The sequence below is a fragment of the Pantoea sp. EA-12 genome, from assembly GCF_030053355.1.
Taxonomy (GTDB): Bacteria; Pseudomonadota; Gammaproteobacteria; order Enterobacterales; family Enterobacteriaceae; genus Pantoea; species Pantoea vagans_C.
In genome coordinates, this window is sequence record NZ_JASGBY010000005.1 from 294,554 (window position 1) to 319,761 (window position 25,208).

Sequence of the window (25,208 nt, forward strand, 5' to 3'; positions counted from 1 at the left end):
ACGCCATTGTTATCAGCAAACCGGCACGGCCACAGCACCGTGCGCCAGACAATATCGCAACCAATCGGCAAGGAACTGGTTGATCTGATGTTTTTCATCGCGCTGATGCAGTTTTTTATTAGGATAATCATAGCGCGCTTTGAAACGATAGATCTGCTGAGTGGAACACACTTCAGCGACCATCGCATCATGGTAGAGCCGCACCGACATCGATGGCAGGCTCCAGTAACTGACCGCAGGGGCCACCTGGCGAACCTCCACCAGCGTGGTATAACGCGTCGACTCCTGGATGGTGAGCTGATAACTGGCGCCGTTCACCTGATAGATCACCGACGCGCCTGCCTCGTCATTTCGCGGCAGCAGGCGACGCAGCTGGGCGAAATTGGTTTCGCACAGACGCATCATTTCGGGAAAGTCAGGGGTATAGCGCTGTTTCATTTTAGCTTCCACTCTTGTCGTAGTTTCTCATGGTGCAACGCCAGCCATTGCAGGGCGATGACAGATGCCGCGTTATCAATAATCCCCTCTTCCACCCAGCGATAAGCCTGTTCGCGGCTCACCACATGGACAAGAATATCCTCATTCTCTTCCTCCAGCCCGTGATTTCCTTCTGCCAGGCTGGCATCCACTTCGCCCACCAGCACCGACAAACGTTCAGACGTTCCGCCCGGGCTGGCTAAGTAATTCACTATCGGTTTAATGCGCCCCACCTTGAGGCCTGCTTCTTCTACCGCCTCACGTCGCGCGACATCTTCTGGGGTTTCGCCCGGTTCAATGATACCGGCCACCATCTCCAGCAGCCAGGGCGTTGGGCTGGAATCAAAAGCCGGGATACGGATCTGTTCGATCAATACCACTTCATCGCGTTTGGGATCATAGGGTAACAGCACGGCGGCGTGTCCGCGCTCAAAAACTTCACGCACCACTTCACCACTCATATCGCCGTTAAAGCGGCGGTGACGGAAACGGTAGCTGACGATGGAAAAAAAACCATCGTAACGTGTTTCACGTGCAATAATTTCTACATCGTTTTTTGTGAAAGTCACAGGGGATTTTTTTTCACCCGCCATCATCTGGCTCCTTATGCAGATTGGGATGGAGCGAAGAAAAGCCAACCCTTGTGCTCCGTCCGAGTGGTTCTTTCTGAATTATTTACGTAAATTAGGGGAAGAAGGCACGTTCAGCCAACTTATCTCTGACGCCGCCTCTGTAGAATCGGCGATTATTTTTTGGCTTACCTGCAGCACTACCAGTGCAATTTGCTGCAACAAAAGGAATGCAAATGAAAAAACTGCTCCCACTTTTTATTGGGTTGAGCCTGGGCGGATTTAGCCTTGCCAGCCAGGCAGAAAACCTGTTGCAGGTTTACCAGCAGGCGCGCCTTAGCAACCCGGATCTGCGTGCTTCAGCCGCTGACCGCGATGCAGCCTTTGAGAAAATTAACGAAGCGCGTAGTCCTTTATTACCACAGCTGGGTTTAGGCGCAGATTACACCTATAACAACGGTTACCGTGACAGCAGCGGTCTCCATTCCAACACGACCAGTGCTTCTCTGCAATTAACTCAAACTATTTTCGACATGTCGAAATGGCGCGCTCTGTCGCTGCAGGAAAAAACAGCCGGGATTCAGGACGTCACCTATCAGGTTGCCCAACAGGATTTGATCCTGAACACTGCAACCGCGTATTTCAACGTGTTGAAGGCGATTGATACCCTTTCTTACACAGAAGCGCAGAAACAGTCGATCTACCGTGAACTGGATCAAACCACTCAGCGTTTTAACGTTGGACTGGTTGCCATTACCGATGTGCAGAACGCCCGTGCGCAATATGACAGCGTGCTGGCCAACGAAGTGACGGCGCGTAACAACCTCGATAACGCGGTGGAATCTCTGCGCCAGATCACCGGCATGGATTATCTGGCACTGGCATCACTGAACATCGATCGCTTCAAAACTGCCCGTCCAGATGCAGTAGCAACACTGCTGAAGCAGGCTGAAAGCCGTAACCTCAATCTGTTATCTGCTCGTTTGAGCCAGGATCTGGCGCGTGAACAGATTCGCTCTGCTGAATCTGGCCATATGCCAACGCTGGATCTGACCGCTTCAACGGGCATGTCTAACAGCAAATATGGCGGCAGCCGTGCGAATCAGAGCTCAGGTACCACCGATTCCATCACGGGATCCAACCAGGTTGGTCTGAGCTTCTCACTGCCGCTGTACAGCGGTGGTTCGGTGACCTCTCAGGTGAAGCAGGCGCAATATAATTTTGTTGCCGCCAGCGAACAGTTGGAAGGTGCGCATCGCAGCGCCATCCAGACCGTGCGTTCATCCTTCAATAACGTCAACGCCTCTATCAGTAGTATCGATGCTTACAAACAGGCCGTTGTGTCTGCCCAGAGCTCACTGGATGCGATGGAAGCTGGCTATCAGGTAGGTACGCGTACTATCGTTGATGTGTTGGATGCGACCACCACGCTGTTCAACGCCAAACAGCAGCTCTCTGATGCACGTTACAGCTATCTGATTAACCAGCTGAATATTAAATATGCGCTGGGTACGCTGAACGAGCAGGATTTGCAGGTGCTGAACAGCTCGCTGGGTAAAGAAGTGACCACCGCACCTGAAGTGGTTGCCCCGGAAAACAGCCAGCAGGCTTCACGCGTGGATAATGGTCCAAAAGCCACTACCGCTTCAGCCGCAGCGAAAACCCGTCCGGCAGCCGCTCACAGCAGTGGAAATCCATTCGGTAATTAATCTGTTAAGGGGTCGCTTGCGGCCCCTTAACGTATAACTACGTAAAGATCCCCCAGCCTTCCGGCTTCTCGCTTCATTTTCCACCACTCATCACCTATCCTAAGCCACACCTTTGGGCACAGGATGAAACAAAATGAAACGGACTAAAAATATTCGTCATGCCGCTTTTCGTAAAAGCTGGCAGGCTCGCCACTTAACGCCGGTTGCACTCGCGGTGACCGCGGTGTTTATGCTGGCAGGCTGCGAACAGAGCGATGAAACAGTCTCGCTGTATCAAAATGCGGATGATTGTGCGAAAGCCAATCCAAGCCAGAGCGCACAATGCACCACGGCGTATAACAACGCAGTGAAAGAAGCTGAGCGCACTGCACCAAAATACGCTACCCGTGAAGATTGCGTGGCGGAATTTGGTGAGAACCAGTGCCAGCAGACGCCAGCACAGGCCGGCGTTGGTACCACTGCCAACAATGCTGAAGCACAGCAGAGCGGTAGCTTCTGGATGCCACTGATGGCCGGTTACATGATGGGCCGTCTGATGGGCGGTGGCGCAGGCTTCGCGCAGCAGCCGCTGTTCTCACCGAAAACACCGAACAGCCCAGCCAACGGTCAGTTCGTTGATGCCTCAGGCAAAAACTACGGTGCTGCCACTTCAGGCCGTACCATGAACGTGCCGAAAACCGCCATGGCACCGAAACCAGCGACCACCACCACGATTACCCGTGGTGGCTTTGGTGAAACGGTCGCGAAGCAAAACACCATGCAGCGCAGTAATGCCACCAGCACCAATCGTAGCAGCACCGGCAGCAGCCGTTCGATGGGAGGCTAAGCCGCAGTATGCAACGCATTGCCATCAGCGAACGCCCGGACTGGCGTGAAAAGGCCAACGAATACGGTTTCCAGTTTCACACCATGTACGGCGAGCCTTACTGGTGTGAAGAGGCTTACTACCAGTTCACGCTGGCGCAAGTTGAGCAGTTAGAAGAGACCACCGCCGAACTGCACCAGATGTGCCTGCAGGCCGTCGAGAAGGTGGTGAACAGTGATGAACTGCTCACCCGCTTCTGCATTCCGAAACATACCTGGGATTTCGTACGTGATTCCTGGAAATTGCGCCAGCCTTCGCTCTATTCGCGCCTGGATTTAGCCTGGGATGGCAAAGGCGATGCCAAGCTGCTGGAGAATAACGCCGATACGCCCACCTCGCTGTATGAGGCGGCATTTTTCCAGTGGATCTGGCTGGAAGATCAGGTGCGTGCAGGCAACCTGCCGCAAGGCAGTGACCAGTTCAACAGCCTGCAGGAAAAGCTGATTGAGCGCTTCGCGGTGCTGCATCAAGAGCATGGTTTTAATCTGCTGCACTTCGCCTGCTGCCAGGATACCGAAGAGGATCGTGCTACGGTGCAATATATGCAGGATTGCGCCACCGAGGCGGGCCTGCCGAACGAGTTCCTCTACATCGATGAGATTGGGTTGGGTGAGAGAGGACAGTTCACCGATCCGCAGGATCAAGTGATCAGCAACCTGTTCAAGCTCTATCCGTGGGAGTTCATGCTGCGCGAAGTGTTCTCCACTAAGCTCGCCGATGCGGGTGTGCGCTGGTTAGAGCCTGCGTGGAAGAGCATCATCTCAAATAAAGCGCTGCTGCCCCTGCTGTGGGAGATGTTCCCGAATCACCCTAACTTGCTGCCCGCCTATTTTGCTGATGACAAGAATGCCCCGCAGATGGACAAGTACGTGGTGAAACCGCTGTTTTCTCGTGAGGGTGCCAACATTCGCATCATCGAAAATGGCCAGGAAATCGCGCGTGCTGACGGCCCGTATGGCGAAGAAGGGATGATTATTCAGCAGTTCCATCCGCTGCCTAAATTTGGCGATAGCTACACGCTGATAGGTAGCTGGCTGATTGATGATCAACCAGCCGGTATCGGTATTCGTGAAGATCGCGCCCTGATCACCCAAGATCTGTCTCGCTTCTACCCGCACACCTTTATCGAATGATCGCTGCGCCGCCCGGAACACTTGGGCGGCCAGAGCGTTAGCCGATCTGCACAGACATCATACTGATCGCACCCATCTCCATACCTTCGATCGGAATCGTAATAGATTCATCGTCGGCACGCGCACCAAGGATATACAGCAACGGCAGATAGTGCTCGGGTGTGGGGTTCGACAACTCTGCACCTTCGTGCTGCAGGTAATTCACCAATGGGTGATCCGCGACTGCGCCTTCAAAATTCAGGTTCTCACGCACATATTCATTGAAGCTTTCAGCCCACGGATAGGCTGTCGCCGCGCCTTGCCAGCGCAGCATACGCAAATTGTGCACCACGTTACCGCTGGCAACGATCATCACACCTTCATCACGCAGCGTCGCCAGTTTGCGGCCCAACTCGAAGTGCCACTCAGCAGGTTGGGTACCATCAATACTCAACTGCACCACTGGGATATCCGCGTCCGGGTACATTTTGGTTAATACGCCCCATGAGCCGTGATCAAATCCCCAATCGTGATCGGCATGCACGTCAATCGGTGCCAGCAGATCGATCACTTCCTGCGCCAGTTCGGGTGATCCTGGCGCTGGGTAACGCACGTCAAACAACGCCTGCGGGAAACCACCGAAGTCATGAATGGTGCGCGGATTATTCATCGCCGTCACCGAGGTACCGCGAGTGTACCAGTGTGCCGACACCGCCAGAATGGCGCGCGGACGCGGCAAAGTTGTACCCAAATGCTGCCATGCGCGGGTATAAGGGTTGTCTTCCAGTACGTTCATCGGGCTGCCGTGACCTAAAAACAGGGCGGGCATTCGGTTGTGGCTCATGAGGGTTCCTCTGACGAAGTGTCGCTTTATTAATCGCTACGATACGCGCTTTTCTACCGGTAATAACGCTGATAACGGTGATGATGTCTGTCAGGGAATTTGAATAAGAATTTGAAGGTGGGATGATGATGGACGGCGCAATTCATTGCGTATCTGTCAGCAGTATTGCCGCTTTAGACACGCGCGATAAATCGCGCCGCTACGGTTATTTGCCGGGGGCTCGCCCCCTAAAGTTCGAGTCCAAGACGGAAGTAACCGTTCTTCGTAGGGGCGCGCCTTTGAACTGCGCCCGAAGGCGGCGGCGGGCGGCCCCGACAAGGTTTAGCTTGCTTGGCGTGTCTCGCGCTCGCGGCGGTAAGCCACCAGGTCTTCAATGGTCACGACCGGCATATCGTGTTGCTTAGCAAACACGATGGCTTCCGGTGCATGCGCCATGCTGCCGTCGTCGTTGGTGAGTTCACACAGCACGCCAGCGGATTTGAATCCCGCCAGTGTGACCAGATCGATCGTGGCTTCCGTGTGACCACCACGAGAAAGCACACCGCCTTCGAGGGCGCGCAGTGGGAAGACGTGGCCCGGGCGATTGAGATCGCTTGGTTTAGCACCATCGGCAATCGCAGCGCGAATGGTGGTGATACGGTCTGCTGCAGATACCCCAGTTGTCACACCCGCAGCCGCTTCGATGGTCACTGTAAAGCCGGTGCCATAAGAGCTGGTATTGGTTTCCACCATCATTGGCAGATCCAACTGCTGACGGCGCTCTTCAGTGATGCACAGGCAGACAATGCCGCTGCCGTGACGAATGGTTAGCGCCATCTGCTCTACGGTCATGGTTTCGGCGGCAAAGATCATGTCGCCTTCGTTTTCACGATTTTCATCGTCAAGCACCATTACACCGCGACCGTTACGCAGCGCATCGATGGCGCGTTCTACACGCTGTTCAGGCGTGCCAAATTCAGAAAGAAGCGTCTGATTCATGGTAAAAAACCTTATAAAAAATATATGAGTTACCAGAACCAGGGCGTGCTTAGGAGTGCGCAAAAAAACACATGGCAAAAACGTGACGCGGGCGTGAGCCCGGCTGATGTCGTTACCCTCTCCCATCCGGACTCTAACCGTCGGCCCCGGAATTACACCGGATCTGCTGACCTTTCACAGTGAAGCGAAAGCGCTCGCGGGCTTTCAGCCGAAGCTGATTTACCGCCGGTGGGGAATTTCGCCCCGCCCTGAGAATAAGCGAGGTCACTATAACGCCAATCATCTGGACGGGCAATCGCCAAAAGTGCAAATGCTTTTGCATTTCCTGCGTTGCGCAATTCAGGTTTAACCTTTTCGGTTCAGGCATTACACTTACCCTTTGTTGAGTCGGAACACGCGCTGTTATCAGCCACCGCAACCAGGAAATTACCATGATCGACACGAAAAAAATTGAACAACTGGCTCGCCAGGTACATGAAGCTATGCCGAAAGGCATTCGCGACTTTGGCGACGATGTCGAAAAGAAAATTCGTCAGGTATTGCAGGCGCAATTAACCCGCATGGATCTGGTTAATCGGGAAGAATTTGATGTGCAGACGCAGGTGTTACTGCGTACGCGTGAGAAGCTGGCCGCACTGGAACAGCGTCTGGCAAAACTGGAGAGTGAGAGCCCTGCCGCTCCGGCTCCTGCGGTGGTGACACCGGATCCAGCCGGTAAAATCGATACACCACAGTGATGTTGCGGCGTGCCTTGGCACGCGCGCAATAGCGTCGGCCGGCCTGAAAGCTCTAATACCGCTTAGGGCATTTTCAAGCCGGTGCGCATAAATGCGCACCCTACGAAACCGCGCACGATCATCGTAGGGTTGCCATTTATGGCGACCGGAATGCGCCTGAATGACAAAAATCAGGCCTTAAGGTCGCCCCGACAGTATCAATGACTGCGGATGGTTTTAATGATGTTGGTGGTAGAAATACCGTCTTCAAAGTTAAGCACTCGCACGTCGCCGCCGTTGGCCCACACTTCTTTGCTGCCCGCGATATCTTCCGGTTTGTAATCCCCCCCTTTCACCAGCAGATCGGGGAGCACTTCAGCGATCAAACGCTGCGGCGTGTCCTCTTCAAACAGCACCACCCAGTCCACCGCTTCCAGTGCGCCCAGCACGATCATGCGGTTTTCCTGTGGGTTAACCGGACGGGTTTCGCCTTTCAGACGTTTGGTGGAAGCATCACTGTTCACTGCAACGATCAAACGATCGCCCAGCTTGCGCGCATTCGCCAGGTAGGAAACGTGGCCAGCGTGCAGGATGTCGAACACGCCATTGGTCATCACGACTTTTTCACCGCGCTGACGCGCCTGAGCAACGGCCGCTTTAAGCTCAGATTCGGTCATTACGCCAAATCCACTGTCCGGGCGCGCGTGAATGGCATTTTCCAGCTCAACCGTGCTGACAGTCGAAGTACCCAGCTTACCGACAACCACACCGGCTGCCGCATTGGCGAGGAAGCAGGCTTCTTCCAGGCTATCGCCCGCCGCCAGCACCGCGGCCAGCACGCCAATCACCGTATCGCCCGCACCGGTGACGTCATACACTTCCTGCGCTTGTGTTGGCAGGTGCAATGGCGCTTTGCCCGGTTGCAGTAAGGTCATGCCGTTCTCTGAACGAGTGACCAGCAGCGCAGAGAGGTCATAGTCAGCGATTAACTGCATGCCACGACTGACAATCTCTTCGACCGTTTTACACTTACCGACTACCGCCTCGAACTCAGACAGATTTGGAGTCAGCAAGGTCGCGCCACGATAGCGTTCAAAGTCGGTGCCTTTCGGGTCGATCAGCACTGGAACCTTGGCTTCACGCGCCAGTTGAATCATGGTTTCGACGCTGCTTAACGCGCCTTTGGCGTAGTCTGATAGCACCAGCGCACCGGCCTGAGCCAGCGACTGACGCATACGATCGTGGATCGGCTGTGGATCAACCTGTTCGAAACCTTCTTCGAAATCGAGGCGGATTAACTGCTGGTTACGTGATAGCACACGCAGTTTAGTGATCGTCGGGTGGCTTTTCACCGCAACGAAATCGCAGTCAACCTTCACCTTCTGCAGTGTTTCACTCAGTACGCGTGCCGCATCGTCTTCACCGGTCAGGCCAATCAAACGCGATACCGCACCCAGCGCAGCGATGTTCATGGCCACGTTTGCTGCGCCGCCCGGGCGCTCTTCAATTGTATCCACTTTCACCACAGGCACCGGCGCTTCCGGAGAAATGCGGCTTGTAGGACCATACCAGTAGCGATCTAACATCACATCGCCGACAACCAGCACAGCGGCTTTGCCAAAAGCAGGCAGCGTTACTTTCATTCCAAAGACTCCAGACTTCGTACTTCAGTCAAAATATTGCGCGGATAGTAGCATAAAGCCGTCATACTTTGAGCCAATGGTGCGTTGGCTACGTCTGTTTACCCCAGCCTTGTAAGCTCAAGGGATTTACACACTTGCCACCTTAAGACAGCTCAAATTATCTCGGGTTAGCTTGTGAATGACTACTCCGCGCCATCAGATTCGGTGGCGGCCAGCCAACGCTGCCAGCTGTGATGTACAGCAGCGCGTTCGGCGGCAAAGGACTCTGGCGCAACATGCCCCGGAAGCTCCTGCAATGCCAAATGGTGCAGGGCATCTCGCAATGTCACGTAGGCATGAGTCAGCGCCTGCGCTTCTTCTGCCTCCATAATGTCCTGACGCGCCATCAATTCAAAAATGCGCACATTATCCGACCAGCGCGTCAACGCGGGCTGTTCGGCCGCGTAGCTTAAGACAAGATATTGCGCGATGAATTCAATATCGGTTATCCCGCCTTCATCGGTCTTAATTTCCCAGCGCCCTTTGTGCTTGTTGCTGAGATGTGCACGCATCTTCTCGCGCATCTCACGCACTTCTTTTTGCAGCGTATTGCGCTCACGCGGCAGGCAGAGAATGCCACGACGGATCTCATTGAATCTGTCGCACAGTGTGGTCTCACCAAAGACAATGCGGGCGCGCACCAGCGCCTGATGTTCCCAGGTCCAGGCTTCATTACGCTGATATTCATCGAAGGCGGCAAAGGTACTGACCAGCATTCCCGCTGCGCCAGAAGGACGCAGACGTGCATCCACTTCATACAAAATACCGGACGAGGTGCGCGTGCTGAACAGGTGCATCACGCGCTGAGCCAGACGCAGGTAGAACTGGCGGCCATCAATGACGCGCTCGCCGTCTGTCTCCGCATCATCCGGGCAGTCGTGCAGGAACACCAAATCCAGATCGGAACTGTAACCCAATTCCCAGCCGCCCAGTTTACCGTAGCCGACCACGGCAAAACCACGCTCATTGTCGCTGGTCAGATGCGAAGGGCGGCCATAACGCTGCACCATCATTTGCCAGGCTTGCTGAACTACCGATTCAATGATGGCTTCCGCCAGCCAGGTTAAGTGATCGCTCACTTTCATCACCGGCAGCGTTTCTGCGATATCAGCCGCGGCGATGCGCAGATGTTGCGCCTGCTTAAACTGACGCAGTGCTTCCAGCTGTTGTTCTTCATCGTCGGTGGGAATGCGCAGCAGATACTGACGCAGTTCATCACGATAGGCATCGGTCGCGGTGGGTTGATACAGCGTGGCGGGATCGAGTAATTCATCCAGCAGCAGCGGATAGCGCGCCAGCTGGCTGGCGATCATCGGCGAGGCGGCGCACAAGCGGATAAGATGACGCAACGCGCCATGATACTCCGTCAGCAGTTCCAGATAGGTACTGCGGGTTAAAACGCCCAGCAGCAGCGGTGTCAGACGCCCTAACACCACATCCGCATCTTCGCGCGGACACACTTCACTGAGCAAACGCGGCATCAATTGATCAAGTGCAAGGCGGCCACGCGGGCCAATGGTGCGACGACCCACGTCCTGACGGAAGCTGTTCAGCGCGTTAGACAGCGCGTGGCGTTGCGCTTCATCCAGCTGCGGCACCACGGGAATTAAATCGCGCTCTTCCAGCGTGTCCTGCCACAAGCCGGCAAATTCCGCCAGCTGCGGCTGGTCGTCGACGTCTGGCGCATCATCGCCAATCAGTTCATCAAAGATACTGCGCACACCCGCCATTTGCAGCTCAAGTTGCTGCATCAGCGCATCCCAGTCCGCCATGCCCATCGCCCACGCCAGGCGCTGACGATCGAGGGGGTTTTCCGGCAGCGTTTGCGTCTGCTCGTCATTGATGCTTTGCAGCAGGTTTTCCAGGCGGCGCAGGAACAGGTAAGCATTTTGCAAATGCTCGACTTGCTGTGAGGTCAATAATGCCAGTTCACCAATCGCCTTCAGCGTAGGTAACAGGGACCGGAGTTGTAGTGAGCGCTCACGTCCACCACGAATCAACTGGAATACCTGCACAATAAACTCGGTTTCGCGAATACCGCCTGCCCCGAGTTTGATGTTGTCTTTCAGGCCGCGACGACGCACTTCACGCGCGATCATGCCTTTCATGTTACGCAGCGACTGAATCACGCTGAAATCGATGTAGCGACGATAAACGAAGGGACGCAGCATTTGCTGCAGCTCCTGGCTCCAGTGGCCGTGATCGTCGCCCATCAGCCGCGCTTTCACCATCGCGTAGCGTTCCCAGTCGCGGCCTTGTTCCTGGTAATAATCTTCCAGCGCTGCAAAGCTCAGCACCAGTGGGCCGCTGTCACCAAAGGGGCGCAGGCGCATATCCACGCGATAGACAAAACCATCTACGGTGGGCTGATCCAGCACCTTAATCAGGCGTTGGCCCATGCGGGTAAAGAACTGCGCGTTGTCGAGTTCACGCCGTCCACCCTGGGTTACGCCGTTTTCCGGCCAGGCAAAGATCAGATCGATATCAGAGGAGAAGTTGAGTTCGCCGCCACCCAGCTTGCCCATGCCCAGTATCAGCATCGGCTGCGCTTCGCCGGCGTCATTGGTCGGGGTGCCAAAATCGCGGCTGCAGTCCTGCCATACCCAGTCACGCGCGGCAGCGATAAGAATCTCCGCCAGGGTGCTGAGTTGCGTCAGGCTCTGTTCAGTCGTGGCGTGTTGCAGCGCCTGCATCCATGCAATACGCACCAGCATATGGCGACGGAACAGACGCAGTTCGCGCATCAGCGAGGCTTCATTCTCCACCGATTGCAGCGCACCCTTCAGCCAGGTCGAATAATTCTGCCACTCATCCGACACCGGTGGTTGCTGCTGAAGTTGTTGCCACCATTCCGGGTGCTGCTGCAGGTTATCAACAATAAAGTCACTAAAGGTCAGCGCTCCCGCCTGTTCTGGCGTAAAGGCCGAAGGCAGCACATTAAGGCGCTCGGCCACGATAGCTAACTGCGCCTGCATCAGCGCCGGTAACGGTAACAACATCTTCCCTCCCTGATGAGATAGTGCGTCGGGCTTAGCGTTTCACTCCGCTATTCAGCCAGAACGGCGCAGGCCGAATGGCCAGGTTAACCAGTTGCATCAAGCCGCGCTCCTGATGAGTGTTAATGGCATGCTGTAGCTCTTGCCAACCCGCCAGCCAGACACTCACCTCTTCTGCTGGATAAGCACCTGCCAGCAGATGCACGGCCAACAGCTGGCGATTCAAGCGCGTAGACTTATCCTGAAATTCATTAAACAGCTGCACATCAACAAAGGTTTCGCGTAGATCGGCGGCGATGCGGCTGAGCATAATGTCACTGAAACGTTTGAACGAACCCTGCAGTTTGCTTTTGCTCTTATCATCCAGCCAGTTATGCCATTGTGACTCTACCAGCCAGTGAGTGAGTGCTAACTGGGCGGCAACGGAAACTGGGGAAAAACAGGCGCTTTCTGCATCAATGTCAGCCTCTGCCAGCAACTCATCAAGGTGAGTCAGTTTTTGACGCAGATCGCTGTTGGCCTTACGCGGCACCAAAGCACCAAATAAAGAGAACGCCTGACGCAGTGTCTCCAGTGCTTCAACCACAGCATCTTTGGCATCGTGATTTCCGCGCAGCCACACTTCTTCGTGGTACTGCCACTGATTCAGTGCCGCCGTCATGGCGTTCACCATGCCCTGCTCCACTGTCGCTTTGGCGGCGATTTTTTGCAGCGCCAGCGCACGCAGTGGGCGCTCCGGATTGCCTTGCGCCAGCTGATAGCCGCGTGCCGCTTTGCTTAAACTGCCAAGGCGCAGGCCACCGGTGGAGATTAAGCTTTCAGCAAATTTAAGCATGTCCGCGCGCTGGCCACTCTTTAACTCCAGCTCAACTTCGTACAGCGGTTCGCTTAACTCACCTGCAGCGACTTCACCGCGATCAAAAGCAACTTCGATTTCGCTGTCACCATACTGAACCAGCCAGACTTCGCGCTGGAAATGGGTGCTGAAGAGCGGTTGTAAACGCTGCTGTAATGCCGCGATATCCGTGCCTTGCGGCCAGATTTCGCTTGGCAGTTGGGCGATATCCAACTGCGGCTCGCTGAGATCAACGTTATATTCCGGGCGCTGATGCAGACCGCCTACCGTTTTACCGGCGGCTTTCAGCGTCATTTCAAAGCGCTGGTCAACACCACGAATGCGCAGGCCCATATCCCAACGACGCAGTTGATTGTCATCGGTTTCAAAATAGATGTTGGTCAATTCGCGTGCGGCGAAGTGCTGATGCGGCCATGCGGCAAGGTTTTCCCCGAGTTTTTCGGCGGCTTGCGGTGTGGCAATGAACTTTAGTTCGATTTCAATGGTCATAATTTTTTATTCAATACGCTGCTGGCACTTACGAGTTTAATCTGGCGAAGAGTAATGCACCGGAAGCACGCTGTCTCTGCTTTCTTGTGCTTTTTAGACCCTTTTCGCACCGGATTGAGACCAGGATAGTTCTCATTCAGATTTTTGAGAAGCGTCCCCAGACTGTGCCAGTAATTTTACGCCATTAAGAAAAAACGATATCGAATGAAAAAAATCACACTTGCTGCCCTTTCTTTGCTGGCTTTTAGCGCCATCGCCCCCGTTCATGCTGCTGATGAAAAGCGTTATATCTCCGATGAATTATCCACTTGGGTACGCAGCGGTCCTGGCGATCAATATCGCCTGATTGGCAAGCTGAATGCCGGAGAGGAAGTCACCCTGCTGCAGGTCAACAACGATTCCCAATATGGCCAGATTCGCGATGCCGAAGGCAAAACTAACTGGATTCCGCTGTCACAGCTCAGCGCTCAACCCAGCCTGCGCACCCGCGTGCCGCAGCTTGAGCAGCAGGTTAAAGATCTGACGGATAAACTGGCGAATATCGACAACAGCTGGAACCAGCGCACCTCTGAAATGCAGAACAAGGTGGCAAACAGCGATGGCACCATTGATGGCCTGAAAGCCGAAAATCAGAAACTGAAAAATGAGCTGATCGTAGCGCAGAAGAAAGTCAGCGCTGCGAACGTCCAGTTAGATGACAAACAGCGCACCATCATCATGCAGTGGTTTATGTATGGTGGCGGGGTGTTGGGTGTCGGTCTGCTGCTGGGTCTTTTGCTGCCGCACATGCTGCCGCGCCGTAAGAAAAACGATCGCTGGATGAACTAAGCCACCACGCCGATTTGTTCTTTTATTTCAGGGGATCGTAAGATGCCCCTTTTGGCATGCCCGATTTTTGGCCAAAGTATGCAACAATAACGCAACATGCGTGCCTGGCGCGCAGATTATCATTGCCTCTGGAGTGGTTGAGTGAAGACGTTTCTGGTCGGTGGCGCAGTGCGTGATGCCTTACTGCGCCTGCCGGTAAAAGATCGAGACTGGGTGGTGGTGGGAGCCACGCCCGAGAATATGCTCGAACAAGGTTATCAGCAGGTTGGCCGGGATTTTCCGGTTTTTTTGCATCCGCGCAGCCGCGAAGAGTATGCGCTAGCGCGCACCGAGCGTAAAAGCGGTAACGGCTACACCGGCTTTGTCACGCAATTCGCCCCGGACGTCACGCTGGAGCAGGATTTGCAGCGCCGCGACCTCACTATCAATGCGATTGCTCAAGCTGACGATGGCGCCTTAATTGACCCCTATAACGGTCAGCAGGATTTAGCCCATCGCACTCTGCGCCATGTCTCTGCTGCTTTTAATGAAGATCCGTTGCGTGTACTGCGCGTGGCGCGTTTTGCTGCTCGCTTTGCTCATCTCAATTTCCGCGTGGCAGATGAAACGCAATTACTGATGCGCGAAATGGCGGAAAGCGGCGAACTGGCGCACCTCACCGCAGAGCGCGTATGGAAAGAGACCGAAAAAGCGCTGTTGACCCGCAATCCACAAGTCTATTTCCAGGTACTGCGAGACTGTGGCGCACTTCAGGTGCTGTTCCCGGAACTGGATAATCTGTATGGCATTCCCGCGCCGATTAAATGGCATCCGGAAATTGATACCGGTGTGCATGCGTTGATGACGCTGACGATGTCCGCCGCACTTTCAGACGAGTTGGACGTACGCTTTGCCACCCTGTTCCACGATGTTGGTAAGGCGCTGACTCCGCCGGAAAAATGGCCGAGCCATCATGGCCATGGTTTAGCCGGTGTACCGCTGGTTGAAGCACTGTGTCAGCGTTTGCGCGTGCCGAATCAGGTACGCGATCTGGCATTGATCGTGACCGAATTCCACGATGTGGTTCACACCATCGAGCGTCAGTCGGCCGCATCGTTGATTGCGTTGTTTGATCGCATCGATGCGTGGCGTAAACCCGACCGCGTTGAGAAAATGGCGCTGACCAGTGAAGCTGATGCGCGCGGTCGTGCCGGGTTGGAGAGCATGGCGTATCCGCAAGGTGATTATCTGCGCCAGGCCTTTGCCTTAGCTCAAGCAGTGCCGACTAAAGAGGTGGTGGCTGCAGGCTTTAAAGGGCCAGCCGTGCGTGAAGAGTTGACGCGTCGTCGTGTGATGGCCGTGCAGGAAGGGTTGATTAACGAGCGGCCAGCATAACTGGCCGCTCGCCGCGCTTACATGAAGATGGCGTAAACCGCCGCCGCAACAATAAAGCGATAGATAGCGAACGACACAAACGAGATGCGCTTAATCAGTTCCAGGAACACTTTGATCGCCAGCAGTGCAACGATAAAGGCGGTCACGAAGCCGACAGCGAACATGGGGAAGTCCTGCATCGTCAGGAAGCCCATGCTCTTATAGAGATCCAATCCGGTGGCACCAATCATCATCGGTACGGCAAGGATGAACGAGAACTCCGAGGCAGCATAGCGGCTCACGCCCATGAGCATACCGCCCGAAATGGTCGCACCCGAGCGCGAGAAGCCCGGCCACAGCGCCAGACACTGGAAGCAGCCAATCATAAACGCCTGACGATAGGTGATGTCATCGATACCTACCGCTTTTGGCTGTTTCGGCTTGAAGTATTCCGCCACCAGCAGCAGCACGCCACCCACCACCAAGGCATACATCACGTTGATTGGGTTAAACAGGCTTTTGATTTGATCGTGTAGTACCAAACCAATGACTACCGCCGGGACCATGCCTAACAGGATATGGATCAGCGTCAGTTTGCCGGTTCCGGTACCTTCATGTGGCTCTTTACCGAAGTGAATACCAATCAATCCGAACAGGCGACGCCAGAACATCACCACCACCGCCAGAATTGAACCCAGCTGAATCACCACTTCAAAGGTTTCGGCTTTGTCGCCCTCGAAGCCAAGCAGATGGCCAACAATGATCATATGGCCAGTAGAAGAGACCGGCAGGAATTCCGTGAGGCCTTCCACAACCCCCAGGATTGCAGCGACCCATAGCTGATGAATATCTGCCATCAAAATTTTTCCTCTATCCGTTTTAAACAGTAAAAAGGCGGTCGCAAGGTGCTACCGCCTGAAATTATGCCTGCGCCACGCTGAAGGAAACCTTAAGAAAATCGGTCACTTCGCGCCCGTTAGCGCAACGGCCTCAAGTGAGACACACCATAATTTGGTTTGGTTTCATTGTGATGGCAATCACGGAGAGTTTATTTAGGAATAGTCCCGCGCTCGATACGCACGCCAACCGTCGCGGCCTGGGCAACGGCACCCGGTTTGCCGACCTTGATGCGCACGCCGGGAGTTTTGAAACGGTTCATCAACAGATCGGCAATTTCTTCCGCCACGCGTTCCACTAAGGCAAAGCGCTGGCCCTGCAAATGATTGAGGATCACTTCCGTGACATCAGCGTAGCTCAAACAGTCATTCACATCGTCGCTAACCGCCGCACGGCGGTTGTCCCACGCCATTTCGACATCGAGCACCAGCTTCTGCTGCATGCCCTGTTCCCAGTCGTAAACGCCAATGGTGGTGAACACGGTGAGTTGTTCTATAAATACGATATCCATGATGTCAGTCTCTGTTTTTGGCTATGCCGGATACCACTTCCGGCGGATTATGCGTATTATCCACGCTTATCGAGAACAAAACGACCCAAAAGGAACGGTACGAGGCTATGAGTGCTATCGCGCTTGGTATGATTATTTTCGCGTATCTTTGCGGTTCGATTTCCAGTGCGATACTGGTTTGTAAACTCGCGCGTTTACCCGATCCGCGTACTGCCGGTTCCGGCAACCCTGGTGCCACCAACGTATTGCGCATTGGCGGCAAAGTCCCTGCCGCCGCAGTACTGATATTTGATGTGGCTAAGGGTATGCTGCCGGTGTGGATTGCCTACCTGCTGCACGTCACACCGATGTATCTGGGCCTGACCGCCATAGCCGCCTGCCTCGGCCATATCTATCCGGTATTTTTCCGTTTTCGCGGTGGAAAAGGCGTCGCAACAGCGTTTGGCGCGATTGCGCCGATTGGCTGGGATTTAACGGGGTTGATGACCGGCACCTGGCTTTTAACCGTGTTGCTAAGCGGCTATTCATCACTTGGCGCGATTGTCAGCGCACTGATTGCCCCTTTCTACGTCTGGTGGTTCAAACCGCAGTTCACCTTCCCGGTTTCGATGCTGTCCTGTTTGATACTGTTACGTCACCACGACAACATCCAGCGTCTGTGGCGCGGCCAGGAAAATAAGATCTGGAAGCGGAAGAAGAAGAAATAAAAAAACCGGCGCGATGCCGGTTTTTTCGTTTTAGATGGCGGGCAATTCAGCCAGCGGCCAGCGCGGCCGCACGGTAACGCCGAGTTCACCACGCGTGCCGCCTTTCAGCCGCACCATGCCGGCATAGGCAATCATCGCGCCGTTATCGGTGCAAAATTCCGGACGGGCATAGAACACCTCGCCACCGCGCTTTTGCATCATCTCGGCCATGCGTTCACGCAGCGTACGGTTGGCACTCACACCACCGGCAATCACCAGGCGTTTAAACCCAGTCTGCTCCAGCGCGCGTTTGCACTTGATCATCAGCGTATCCACCACCGCATCTTCAAACGCTCGGGCGATATCTGTGCGAGCCTGTTCGTCGCTGTTATGCTCACGAATGGTGTTCGCGGCGAAGGTTTTCAGACCCGAGAAGCTGAAATCCAGCCCTGGGCGATCGGTCATCGGGCGCGGGAACTTAAAACGGCCCGGTGTTCCTTGCTGCGCCATGCGTGAGAGCATAGGGCCGCCGGGATAATCCAGACCGAGCAGTTTGGCGGTTTTATCGAAGGCTTCACCGGCGGCGTCGTCAATCGACTCGCCCAGTAAGGTGTATTCACCCACACCGGTTACGCTAATCAACTGCGTGTGACCGCCGGAAACCAGCAGCGCGACAAACGGGAATTCTGGCGGATTCTCTTCCAGCATCGGCGCTAACAAATGGCCTTCCATATGATGGACAGGCACCGCCGGCACGTTCCAGGCAAACGCCAGCGCACGGCCAATGGTGGCGCCCACCAGCAGTGCGCCCACCAGACCAGGGCCTGCGGTATAGGCGACTGCATCGATGTCTTTCGCTACCAGTCCGGCTTCTTTCAGCGCGGCCTGAATCAGCGGCACGGTTTTACGCACGTGGTCGCGGGATGCCAGTTCGGGCACCACTCCGCCGTAATCGGCGTGCAGCTTCACCTGGCTATATAGTTGATTCGCCAAAAGACCGGACGCATCGTCATAGATCGCGATGCCGGTTTCATCGCAGGACGTTTCAATACCCAGAACTCGCATAGCTTTTATCACCCTCTTCTTGCGGCGCGCAGTGTAGCACAGGCAAATCACACGCCGGAGCAGTTTGCCAGGAAAAAGTGTTTTTCTGTCGCACAAAGAGTGCGCTATACTCCACGGCCTGAAAAAACCGGCAGCCGCGATGACACATGTCTCTGTTGGTTCTAAATTGTTCATGGTGCTTTACAAGTCAGCCGCGGCTGAAGTAAAATGCTGCACCATTTTAAAAGTGCTGGCGCCGCAGTCAGCAGCAAAACCGAATTTTATCGAGGTAAGAGTTACATGCCGGTAATTAAAGTACGTGAAAACGAGCCTTTCGACGTAGCACTGCGTCGCTTCAAGCGTTCTTGCGAGAAAGCAGGCGTTCTGGCTGAAGTTCGTCGTCGTGAGTTTTATGAAAAACCAACGACTGAACGTAAGCGCGCTAAAGCGTCAGCTGTTAAGCGTCACGCCAAGAAACTGGCTCGCGAAAACGCACGCCGCACTCGTCTGTACTAATTTCTTTCGGAAGTTCGCTTCCGCCGCGTGTTAAACGCAGACAGAGTCAAGTAAGAGGCCGTGCTTTCCGAAAGGAAGCGCGGCTTGTTGCCGTTTATGAGCTGAAAAACCGGGGCTTATGGCTGGACGAATTCCACGCGTATTTATCAATGACTTACTGGCACGCACGGACATCGTGGATCTTATCGATGCCCGCGTTAAGCTCAAGAAGCAGGGTAAAAACTATCACGCGTGCTGTCCTTTTCATAACGAGAAAACTCCCTCTTTCACCGTAAGTGGTGAGAAGCAGTTCTATTACTGCTTCGGCTGTGGCGCCAAAGGGAACGCCATCGATTTCCTGATGAATCACGATCGTCTGGATTTCGTTGAGAGCGTTGAGGAGCTGGCTACGCAACACGGCTTAGAAGTGCCGTATGAAGCGGGCAACGGCCCTAGCCCAATGGAACGCCATCAGCGTCAAAGCCTTTATCAGCTGTTGGAAGGCCTTGACGGTTTCTATCAGCAAAGCCTGCGTAACCCGCAAGCGACATCTGCACAAAATTATCTCGCCACGCGCGGTCTCAGCCAGCAAGTTATCGACCACTTCGCTATTGGTTATGCACCCGCAGGATGGGATAACGCACTGAAACGGTTTGGTCAGCAGAAAGAAGACCGCGAATCCTTGATGGAAGCGGGCATGCTGGTCAGTAACGATTCAGGCCGGACTTACGATCGTTTTCGCGATCGCGTGATGTTCCCGATTCGCGATAAGCGTGGGCGCGTCATTGGCTTTGGTGGACGCGTACTGGGCAACGACACGCCTAAGTATCTGAACTCCCCTGAAACCCCGATTTTCCATAAAGGCCGTCAGTTGTATGGCCTGTATGAAGCTTTAAAAAATCATCCGCAACCGGCGCGTTTACTGGTGGTGGAAGGCTATATGGACGTGGTGGCACTGGCGCAATTCGGCATCGATTATGCCGTTGCTTCACTGGGCACCTCGACCACGGCGGAACACATTCAATTGCTGTTCCGCTCTACCGACACGGTGATTTGCTGTTACGACGGTGACCGTGCCGGGCGCGAAGCCGCATGGCGGGCACTGGAAACCGCATTGCCTTACATGAATGACGGTCGTCAGCTACGCTTTATGTTTTTGCCTGATGGCGAGGACCCGGACACGCTGGTGCGAAAAGAGGGCAAAGAGGCCTTCGAAGCGCGGATGGAGCAGGCACTGCCGCTCTCCACGTTTTTATTCGACAGCCTGATGCCGCAGGTCGATCTGAGCACGCGCGATGGTAAAACCAAGCTGGCTACGCTGGCACTGCCGTTGATTAGCCAGATCCCAGGTGAAACGCTGCGCATTTATATGCGTCAAACGTTGGGTAATAAACTCGGCATTCTTGACGATAACCAGTTAGACAAGCTGATGCCGAAGCTGGCAGAAAGCGGTACCGCGCCAACGGCACCCCCGTTGAAGCGCACCACCATGCGCGTATTGATCGCGTTACTGGTGCAGAATCCGCAATTTGCCGCCATCGTCCCTACGCTGGACGGGCTTGAGCAGTCAAAGATGGCGGGTTTACCGCTGTTTGTGGAGTTAGTCAGTCGTTGTACGGAGAATCCTGGCCTGACGACCGGACAGCTACTAGAGTTATATCGCGGGACAGAATTTAGCCAGCCCCTTGAAACGCTGGCAACCTGGAACCACATGATAGTGGATGAAGAGGCGGAAGCCGTCTTCCATGATTCACTGGCGAGCATTTATGACTCTGCCCTTGAACAGCGCCTCGAAGCGCTTATCGCGCGTGACCGAACCGAAGGCCTGAGCGCCGCCGAACGCCGCGAGTTCTGGGCATTAAGCCAGGCATTAGCGAAAAAATAAGATTTATACCAGACCAGAACGCCGAAGGCTGTTAAAGCCCCGTTTTGGTTTGTTCGTCCGGTCTACGCTTTTAGCGCACCGTACGAGGGCCGTCGGCGTCGAAGCCAGTTCCGTCACCGCCAGCGCGGAGCACCCGGAGCGTACTAAAGTACGTGAGGACTGCGAGCACTGCCGGGGACGGAAATGGCGAGTAAGCCAGGCCCGAACAGAATTCAGCGGCTTAAGTGCCGATTATTGAAGGGCTGAAGCCCTGGCCGCGTTGAAGGCAGCGGCAAAAACACAACGCCTTCACTGTTATAGTTGGCTCGCTGCCGACCGACACCAATCTAATTAACAGAAGTGTGGATACCGTCTTATGGAGCAAAACCCGCAGTCACAGCTTAAGCTGCTTGTCACCCGTGGTAAGGAGCAGGGCTATCTGACCTATGCTGAGGTCAATGACCATCTGCCGGAAGATATCGTCGACTCCGACCAGATCGAAGACATCATCCAGATGATTAACGACATGGGTATTCAGGTTGTTGAAGAAGCGCCTGATGCCGATGATCTGATGCTGAATGAAAACAGTTCCGATACTGACGAAGATGCCGCAGAAGCTGCCGCTCAGGTGCTGTCCAGCGTTGAGTCTGAAATTGGCCGTACCACCGACCCGGTGCGCATGTACATGCGTGAAATGGGTACCGTTGAACTGCTGACGCGCGAAGGCGAAATCGACATCGCTAAGCGCATCGAAGACGGTATCAACCAGGTACAGTGCTCCGTTGCTGAATATCCGGAAGCCATCAACTATCTGCTCGATCAGTACGATCGCGTAGAAGCAGGCGAAGCACGCCTGTCTGATATCATTACCGGCTTTGTTGATCCTAATGCCGAAGAAGATATCGCGCCTACTGCCACCCACGTGGGTTCTGAGTTGTCTGAAGAAGATCGTGATGACGACGAAGACGAAGACGAAGATGGCGACGACGACAGTTCTGACGACGATAACTCTATCGATCCAGAACTGGCGCGCGAGAAATTCAACGACCTGCGCGTACAGTACGAAACCGCCCGTACTGTAATCAAAGCCAAAGGCCGCAGCCACGCTGATGCCATTGCAGAAATCAATAATTTGTCTGAAGTGTTCAAACAGTTCCGCCTGGTGCCGAAGCAGTTCGACTACCTGGTGAACAGTATGCGAGTGATGATGGAGCGCGTGCGTACGCAAGAGCGCCTAATCATGAAGCTGTGTATTGAACTGTGCAAAATGCCGAAGAAGAACTTCATTACCCTGTTTACCGGTAATGAAACCAACCCAAGCTGGTTCAAAGCCGCGCTGGCGATGAATAAGCCGTGGTCTGAAAAACTGCTGGAAGTTGAAGACGACGTTACGCGTTCACTGCAGAAATTGCAGCAGATTGAAGAAGAAACTGGCCTGACTATCGAGCAGGTTAAAGACATCAACCGTCGTATGTCGATCGGCGAAGCGAAAGCGCGTCGTGCGAAGAAAGAGATGGTTGAAGCAAACTTACGTCTGGTTATTTCGATCGCGAAGAAATACACCAACCGTGGTCTGCAGTTCCTCGATCTGATTCAGGAAGGTAACATCGGCCTGATGAAAGCGGTTGATAAGTTTGAATACCGTCGTGGTTATAAGTTCTCAACTTATGCGACCTGGTGGATCCGTCAGGCTATCACCCGTTCTATCGCTGACCAGGCGCGTACCATCCGTATCCCGGTGCATATGATTGAGACCATTAACAAGCTCAACCGTATTTCGCGCCAGATGCTCCAAGAGATGGGCCGTGAGCCAACGCCGGAAGAGCTGGCCGAACGTATGCTGATGCCAGAAGATAAAATCCGTAAGGTGCTGAAAATCGCTAAAGAGCCGATCTCTATGGAGACGCCGATTGGTGATGATGAAGATTCACATCTGGGCGATTTTATCGAAGACACCACGCTGGAGCTGCCGCTGGATTCTGCGACCTCAGAGAGCCTGCGTTCAGCCACCCACGATGTGTTGGCAGGCCTGACTGCACGTGAAGCGAAAGTTCTGCGTATGCGTTTCGGTATCGATATGAACACCGACCACACGCTGGAAGAGGTAGGCAAACAGTTTGACGTTACCCGTGAGCGTATTCGTCAGATCGAAGCCAAGGCGCTGCGTAAGCTGCGTCACCCAAGCCGCTCTGAAGTGCTGCGTAGCTTCCTTGACGATTAATCCTCGTTGAGACGAAAAACCCCGGCTTGCCGGGGTTTTTTATTGCCTTCAAAACGGCGTCAGCCCTTTCTCCCGCATCATTTTGCGCGCTTTATCGCTCTGCAGATACTTCACGAACTGCGCTGCCGCCTTGGGTTGCTGCGTACTGCGGGTAATTACCGCGCCGTACAGGGTATCCTGCTGCACCGCAGGCGGGATCAATCCTACGATGGTGATGCCTTTCACCGCCTGCAGTTCGCTGTTCTGCTGGAAGCCCAGCTCCGCTTTGCCCTCCGCCACCGCCTCGCCTACCGGTGTGGCCGGAATCACCGACACTTTACTCGCCGTCTTCTGCCCTAACGCCAGTTTGTCCAGCATCTTACTTTGAATGTATTTGCCGCTGGCGCTGTCCGACACTGCAATGCTAGAGGCTTCGGTTAACACCTGTTTGAACTTCGCCACCGTGCTGATATCTGGCGGCGTCATGCCCTGTTTCACCGCCATCGCGATATAGGAGTGCGCCAGCACCTGATGGCTTTTACCCTCGACCCATTTCGCCTGCTCCAGCGGTTTGATGGCGTAATCGACCATCACCAGCACATCGGCATTATCCTTCCGTTTTAATCGATTTGGGATCGCCTGCGGTGTATCACCCATCGACGGCGCGGCTTCCAGTTGCAGGGTATTGCCGGTTTGCTGCAGATAGTCCTGTTTTAAGCTCTCAATCACCGGGTACATGCCACCGGAGCTAAACACTTTTAACGTTTCAGCCTGCGCGCCCTGTTGCGCCAGCACCACGAGCGCCGCCAGCGCGAATATGCGTTTCATCATCCCTCTCCTTTTTGCCATAAAGAGTTGGGTTTAGTCAGAAACAGCAGATTGAACAACAACAGGACCGCGCTAAGCGGAGCCAGCTCACGCGTTAATCTGTAACCAATCATGAAGTTGGCGATAGGCCGCCGCCATTTCATCCAGCGAGGCGCGGTTCAAACCACTGGGATTAGGCAGCACCCACAGTCTGGTCTCACCCAACATTTGCGGCTGCTCGCCCCACTCCACCTTGCGCTGACGAAACGCCCGCTGGTACGCATCCTTGCCCAACACCGCCAGTGCGCGCGGTTGATAGCGTAAGATCTTCTCCTGCAGACGCGCTCCGCCATCACGCAGCTCATCCCCAGCCAACTCGTTAGCCTGAATCGTCGGACGCTCAACCAGCATGGTGATGCCACAGCCGGTTTCCAGTAGTCTCTGCTCCTGCTCTGGCTTCAACAACTCTCGGGTGAAACCCGCCTGATGGATCACCTTCCAGAAACGATTGCCGGGATGGGCAAAGTGAAAGCCGGTGTGCGCCGAGGATTTTCCCGGATTGATGCCGCAGAACAGCACCTGTAAATCGGGTGCTATGATGTCCTGAATATCGTGTTCGCTCATGCGCTCTCCAGCCCTGCCCGTTGTTTCACCGCACGACGACTGACCGCCAGCATGGTGCGGGCTTCCTCGTCATCCGGACAGGCTCGTGCCAGCGCCACGGCACCGACCATTTCAGCCAGTATGCTGCTTGCCACTTCATCAGCCTGTGGATGCTTTAATTCACGCAGCGCCTGCGCCAGTCGTTGCTTCACGGCATCACGACGCTGCGAAAACAGCGTGCGCGTCTCGATGGGCAGATGGGCGATCTCACTGACTAAGGCGGGCATCGGACAGCCCTCACCCGGCGTATTGCGGTGATGCTCAGAGAGATAGTTGTCGATCAACTGCGTCAAACGCTCCGCCGGATCTTCCAGATTGACGATGGCCGCGAAACGCTGCGCGGAATCAGCAAACATCTCCGCTATCACCGCTTCAACCAGCGCTTCGCGCGAGGCAAAGTGCGCATAAAACCCGCCGTGAGTCAGACCCGCGCGCTTCATCAGTGCCGCCACGCCAATGCCTTCCGTGCCGCATTCACGCATCACTACTGCGGCTTCATCCAGTATGCGCTGCCGCGTACGCGCTTTGTGGCTCAGCTTTTCCATCGTTCACCGTCCTGCTCATCGT

Annotated in this window: 23 protein-coding genes and 1 riboswitch; of the genes, 10 read left to right on the plus strand and 13 right to left on the minus strand. The window is 54.7% G+C overall.

The window, feature by feature from the left end; all coding sequences use genetic code 11:
* Window positions 1-12 precede the first annotated feature (12 nt).
* Together QMZ30_RS10290 and nudF are read right to left on the minus strand one after the other, a co-directional pair.
* Window positions 13-438 carry a DUF1249 family protein gene (locus tag QMZ30_RS10290; protein ID WP_058968800.1) on the minus strand — a complete coding sequence of 142 codons (426 nt, stop codon included), beginning with the start codon at window positions 436-438 and terminating at the stop codon, window positions 13-15.
* Window positions 435-1,070 carry an ADP-ribose diphosphatase gene (gene nudF / locus QMZ30_RS10295; protein ID WP_283227321.1) on the minus strand — a complete coding sequence of 212 codons (636 nt, stop codon included), beginning with the start codon at window positions 1,068-1,070 and terminating at the stop codon, window positions 435-437. Before nudF ends, QMZ30_RS10290 begins: the two co-directional genes overlap by 4 nt.
* Before the next feature lie 212 nt (window positions 1,071-1,282).
* Here nudF and tolC point away from each other — a divergent pair, with 212 nt between their 5' ends.
* The 3 genes from tolC (at window position 1,283) to QMZ30_RS10310 (ending at window position 4,753) form a co-directional block, all read left to right on the plus strand.
* Complete coding sequence (gene tolC / locus QMZ30_RS10300; RefSeq protein WP_039328571.1) at window positions 1,283-2,755, plus strand: outer membrane channel protein TolC; 1,473 nt, start codon at window positions 1,283-1,285, stop codon at window positions 2,753-2,755.
* Between the two features lie 133 nt (window positions 2,756-2,888).
* A complete protein-coding gene (locus QMZ30_RS10305; protein WP_283227281.1) occupies window positions 2,889-3,581 on the plus strand; it encodes a DUF1190 family protein in 693 nt (230 codons plus the stop codon).
* Window positions 3,582-3,589: 8 nt separating this feature from the next.
* A complete protein-coding gene (locus tag QMZ30_RS10310; protein ID WP_039328568.1) occupies window positions 3,590-4,753 on the plus strand; it encodes a glutathionylspermidine synthase family protein in 1,164 nt (387 codons plus the stop codon).
* Window positions 4,754-4,790: 37 nt separating this feature from the next.
* Here QMZ30_RS10310 and ygiD read toward each other — a convergent pair whose 3' ends face one another.
* Window positions 4,791-5,576, minus strand: coding sequence for a 4,5-DOPA-extradiol-dioxygenase (gene ygiD, locus QMZ30_RS10315; protein WP_283227282.1), 786 nt, complete (start codon window positions 5,574-5,576; stop codon window positions 4,791-4,793).
* Between the two features lie 321 nt (window positions 5,577-5,897).
* On the minus strand, window positions 5,898-6,554 hold the full coding sequence (gene ribB / locus QMZ30_RS10320; RefSeq protein WP_283227283.1) for a 3,4-dihydroxy-2-butanone-4-phosphate synthase: 657 nt from the start codon (window positions 6,552-6,554) through the stop codon (window positions 5,898-5,900).
* A 110-nt stretch (window positions 6,555-6,664) separates the two neighbouring features.
* Window positions 6,665-6,814: riboswitch (FMN riboswitch) on the minus strand.
* A gap of 171 nt (window positions 6,815-6,985) precedes the next feature.
* Here ribB and ubiK point away from each other — a divergent pair.
* Window positions 6,986-7,291, plus strand: coding sequence for a ubiquinone biosynthesis accessory factor UbiK (gene ubiK, locus QMZ30_RS10325; protein WP_034828368.1), 306 nt, complete (start codon window positions 6,986-6,988; stop codon window positions 7,289-7,291).
* Window positions 7,292-7,488: 197 nt separating this feature from the next.
* Here ubiK and hldE read toward each other — a convergent pair whose 3' ends face one another.
* From hldE to QMZ30_RS10340, 3 genes are all read right to left on the minus strand, one after another.
* Window positions 7,489-8,913 (minus strand): bifunctional D-glycero-beta-D-manno-heptose-7-phosphate kinase/D-glycero-beta-D-manno-heptose 1-phosphate adenylyltransferase HldE, encoded by a 1,425-nt coding sequence (gene hldE / locus QMZ30_RS10330; protein WP_039328559.1) that lies wholly within the window; start codon window positions 8,911-8,913, stop codon window positions 7,489-7,491.
* Between the two features lie 182 nt (window positions 8,914-9,095).
* The gene (gene glnE / locus QMZ30_RS10335; protein WP_283227284.1) at window positions 9,096-11,951 is read right to left on the minus strand and encodes a bifunctional [glutamate--ammonia ligase]-adenylyl-L-tyrosine phosphorylase/[glutamate--ammonia-ligase] adenylyltransferase; all 2,856 of its coding nucleotides are present in this window, start codon (window positions 11,949-11,951) and stop codon (window positions 9,096-9,098) included.
* A 31-nt stretch (window positions 11,952-11,982) separates the two neighbouring features.
* Window positions 11,983-13,293 carry a CYTH domain-containing protein gene (locus QMZ30_RS10340; RefSeq protein ID WP_283227285.1) on the minus strand — a complete coding sequence of 437 codons (1,311 nt, stop codon included), beginning with the start codon at window positions 13,291-13,293 and terminating at the stop codon, window positions 11,983-11,985.
* A 204-nt stretch (window positions 13,294-13,497) separates the two neighbouring features.
* Between QMZ30_RS10340 and QMZ30_RS10345 the strand changes: the two genes are divergently transcribed.
* Together QMZ30_RS10345 and QMZ30_RS10350 are read left to right on the plus strand one after the other, a co-directional pair.
* Complete coding sequence (locus QMZ30_RS10345) at window positions 13,498-14,121, plus strand: TIGR04211 family SH3 domain-containing protein (protein WP_039328553.1); 624 nt, start codon at window positions 13,498-13,500, stop codon at window positions 14,119-14,121.
* Between the two features lie 141 nt (window positions 14,122-14,262).
* Window positions 14,263-15,495, plus strand: coding sequence for a multifunctional CCA addition/repair protein (locus QMZ30_RS10350; protein WP_283227286.1), 1,233 nt, complete (start codon window positions 14,263-14,265; stop codon window positions 15,493-15,495).
* 17 nt (window positions 15,496-15,512) lie between these two features.
* Here QMZ30_RS10350 and bacA read toward each other — a convergent pair whose 3' ends face one another.
* A complete protein-coding gene (gene bacA, locus QMZ30_RS10355; RefSeq protein WP_038644661.1) occupies window positions 15,513-16,331 on the minus strand; it encodes an undecaprenyl-diphosphate phosphatase in 819 nt (272 codons plus the stop codon).
* 191 nt (window positions 16,332-16,522) lie between these two features.
* Complete coding sequence (gene folB / locus QMZ30_RS10360; protein ID WP_034828354.1) at window positions 16,523-16,882, minus strand: bifunctional dihydroneopterin aldolase/7,8-dihydroneopterin epimerase; 360 nt, start codon at window positions 16,880-16,882, stop codon at window positions 16,523-16,525.
* A 107-nt stretch (window positions 16,883-16,989) separates the two neighbouring features.
* Here folB and plsY point away from each other — a divergent pair, with 107 nt between their 5' ends.
* Entirely contained in the window at window positions 16,990-17,589 is a 600-nt protein-coding gene (gene plsY / locus QMZ30_RS10365; protein WP_039328547.1) for a glycerol-3-phosphate 1-O-acyltransferase PlsY, read from the plus strand.
* Window positions 17,590-17,619: 30 nt separating this feature from the next.
* On the opposite strand, the gene tsaD is transcribed toward plsY, so the two are convergent.
* Window positions 17,620-18,633: a tRNA (adenosine(37)-N6)-threonylcarbamoyltransferase complex transferase subunit TsaD gene (gene tsaD, locus QMZ30_RS10370; RefSeq protein ID WP_283227287.1), complete on the minus strand. Its 1,014-nt coding sequence runs from the start codon at window positions 18,631-18,633 to the stop codon at window positions 17,620-17,622.
* Window positions 18,634-18,912: 279 nt separating this feature from the next.
* Here tsaD and rpsU point away from each other — a divergent pair, with 279 nt between their 5' ends.
* The 3 genes from rpsU (at window position 18,913) to rpoD (ending at window position 23,192) form a co-directional block, all read left to right on the plus strand.
* A complete protein-coding gene (rpsU, locus tag QMZ30_RS10375) occupies window positions 18,913-19,128 on the plus strand; it encodes a 30S ribosomal protein S21 (protein ID WP_001144069.1) in 216 nt (71 codons plus the stop codon).
* A 118-nt stretch (window positions 19,129-19,246) separates the two neighbouring features.
* Window positions 19,247-20,992 (plus strand): DNA primase, encoded by a 1,746-nt coding sequence (gene dnaG, locus QMZ30_RS10380; protein ID WP_283227288.1) that lies wholly within the window; start codon window positions 19,247-19,249, stop codon window positions 20,990-20,992.
* 355 nt (window positions 20,993-21,347) lie between these two features.
* Window positions 21,348-23,192, plus strand: a complete 1,845-nt coding sequence (rpoD, locus tag QMZ30_RS10385; RefSeq protein ID WP_039328543.1) for an RNA polymerase sigma factor RpoD — start codon at window positions 21,348-21,350, stop codon at window positions 23,190-23,192.
* 48 nt (window positions 23,193-23,240) lie between these two features.
* Here rpoD and QMZ30_RS10390 read toward each other — a convergent pair whose 3' ends face one another.
* From QMZ30_RS10390 to QMZ30_RS10400, 3 genes are all read right to left on the minus strand, one after another.
* Window positions 23,241-24,002, minus strand: coding sequence for a substrate-binding domain-containing protein (locus QMZ30_RS10390; RefSeq protein WP_283227289.1), 762 nt, complete (start codon window positions 24,000-24,002; stop codon window positions 23,241-23,243).
* A gap of 84 nt (window positions 24,003-24,086) precedes the next feature.
* Entirely contained in the window at window positions 24,087-24,602 is a 516-nt protein-coding gene (gene mug, locus QMZ30_RS10395; protein WP_283227290.1) for a G/U mismatch-specific DNA glycosylase, read from the minus strand.
* A complete protein-coding gene (locus QMZ30_RS10400; protein WP_283227291.1) occupies window positions 24,599-25,186 on the minus strand; it encodes a TetR/AcrR family transcriptional regulator in 588 nt (195 codons plus the stop codon). The genes mug and QMZ30_RS10400 overlap by 4 nt, the downstream gene beginning before the upstream one ends.
* Between the last annotated feature and the right edge of the window lie 22 nt (window positions 25,187-25,208).

Excerpts from the sequence above, each read along its gene's own strand:
- QMZ30_RS10290 (WP_058968800.1), bottom strand. The coding sequence starts at position 438 with ATGAAACAGCGCTATACCCCTGACTTTCCCGAAATGATGCGTCTGTGC.
- nudF (WP_283227321.1), bottom strand. The coding sequence starts at position 1,070 with ATGGCGGGTGAAAAAAAATCCCCTGTGACTTTCACAAAAAACGATGTA.
- tolC (WP_039328571.1), top strand. The coding sequence starts at position 1,283 with ATGAAAAAACTGCTCCCACTTTTTATTGGGTTGAGCCTGGGCGGATTT.
- QMZ30_RS10305 (WP_283227281.1), top strand. The coding sequence starts at position 2,889 with ATGAAACGGACTAAAAATATTCGTCATGCCGCTTTTCGTAAAAGCTGG.
- QMZ30_RS10310 (WP_039328568.1), top strand. The coding sequence starts at position 3,590 with ATGCAACGCATTGCCATCAGCGAACGCCCGGACTGGCGTGAAAAGGCC.
- ygiD (WP_283227282.1), bottom strand. The coding sequence starts at position 5,576 with ATGAGCCACAACCGAATGCCCGCCCTGTTTTTAGGTCACGGCAGCCCG.
- ribB (WP_283227283.1), bottom strand. The coding sequence starts at position 6,554 with ATGAATCAGACGCTTCTTTCTGAATTTGGCACGCCTGAACAGCGTGTA.
- ubiK (WP_034828368.1), top strand. The coding sequence starts at position 6,986 with ATGATCGACACGAAAAAAATTGAACAACTGGCTCGCCAGGTACATGAA.
- hldE (WP_039328559.1), bottom strand. The coding sequence starts at position 8,913 with ATGAAAGTAACGCTGCCTGCTTTTGGCAAAGCCGCTGTGCTGGTTGTC.
- glnE (WP_283227284.1), bottom strand. The coding sequence starts at position 11,951 with ATGTTGTTACCGTTACCGGCGCTGATGCAGGCGCAGTTAGCTATCGTG.
- QMZ30_RS10340 (WP_283227285.1), bottom strand. The coding sequence starts at position 13,293 with ATGACCATTGAAATCGAACTAAAGTTCATTGCCACACCGCAAGCCGCC.
- QMZ30_RS10345 (WP_039328553.1), top strand. The coding sequence starts at position 13,498 with ATGAAAAAAATCACACTTGCTGCCCTTTCTTTGCTGGCTTTTAGCGCC.
- bacA (WP_038644661.1), bottom strand. The coding sequence starts at position 16,331 with ATGGCAGATATTCATCAGCTATGGGTCGCTGCAATCCTGGGGGTTGTG.
- folB (WP_034828354.1), bottom strand. The coding sequence starts at position 16,882 with ATGGATATCGTATTTATAGAACAACTCACCGTGTTCACCACCATTGGC.
- plsY (WP_039328547.1), top strand. The coding sequence starts at position 16,990 with ATGAGTGCTATCGCGCTTGGTATGATTATTTTCGCGTATCTTTGCGGT.
- tsaD (WP_283227287.1), bottom strand. The coding sequence starts at position 18,633 with ATGCGAGTTCTGGGTATTGAAACGTCCTGCGATGAAACCGGCATCGCG.
- rpsU (WP_001144069.1), top strand. The coding sequence starts at position 18,913 with ATGCCGGTAATTAAAGTACGTGAAAACGAGCCTTTCGACGTAGCACTG.
- dnaG (WP_283227288.1), top strand. The coding sequence starts at position 19,247 with ATGGCTGGACGAATTCCACGCGTATTTATCAATGACTTACTGGCACGC.
- rpoD (WP_039328543.1), top strand. The coding sequence starts at position 21,348 with ATGGAGCAAAACCCGCAGTCACAGCTTAAGCTGCTTGTCACCCGTGGT.
- QMZ30_RS10390 (WP_283227289.1), bottom strand. The coding sequence starts at position 24,002 with ATGATGAAACGCATATTCGCGCTGGCGGCGCTCGTGGTGCTGGCGCAA.
- mug (WP_283227290.1), bottom strand. The coding sequence starts at position 24,602 with ATGAGCGAACACGATATTCAGGACATCATAGCACCCGATTTACAGGTG.
- QMZ30_RS10400 (WP_283227291.1), bottom strand. The coding sequence starts at position 25,186 with ATGGAAAAGCTGAGCCACAAAGCGCGTACGCGGCAGCGCATACTGGAT.